At 37.2% G+C, this 422-nt stretch carries 1 protein-coding gene; it reads right to left on the bottom strand.

All coding sequences use genetic code 11. The features are described 5' to 3' along the window. The coding region (locus I6751_RS13835) for a DDE-type integrase/transposase/recombinase (protein ID WP_196599132.1) at positions 1–422 on the bottom strand (422 nt) is incomplete at both ends.

The raw sequence follows: 422 nt of genomic DNA on the forward strand, positions 1-422 counted from the left end.
TGCTGAATCTATTTAAACATTCCCGTTTAATAAGTGAATGAAATGACTCAATACAGGCATTGTCATAAGGATAACCTTTATTTGAATAGCTGCGCCGCATTTTTTTAGTGGCATTGCGATAGGCTTCAGATACAAATTGGCTGCCGCGATCGCTGTGAATAATTAAGGGGTTAGAAATATTTCTGCAGTGTTTTGCTTTTTCAATAGTTTTTATGACGCATGAGACATGCATCGTTCTGGAAAGCGTCCATGCAATTATTTTACGGGCAAATAAATCCATTAAGCTTGTTAAATAAACAAAACCTTCATTGGTCCAAATATATGTGATATCCGCACACCATATGGCATCGGGCCGATTTGGATTAAATCTTTCAGCAAGAATATTATGCAGCTCACTGCTGAAATCACTATGACGAGTTGTA

It is taken from the genome of Pectinatus frisingensis, from assembly GCF_015732285.1.
Taxonomy (GTDB): domain Bacteria; phylum Bacillota; class Negativicutes; order Selenomonadales; family Selenomonadaceae; genus Pectinatus; species Pectinatus frisingensis.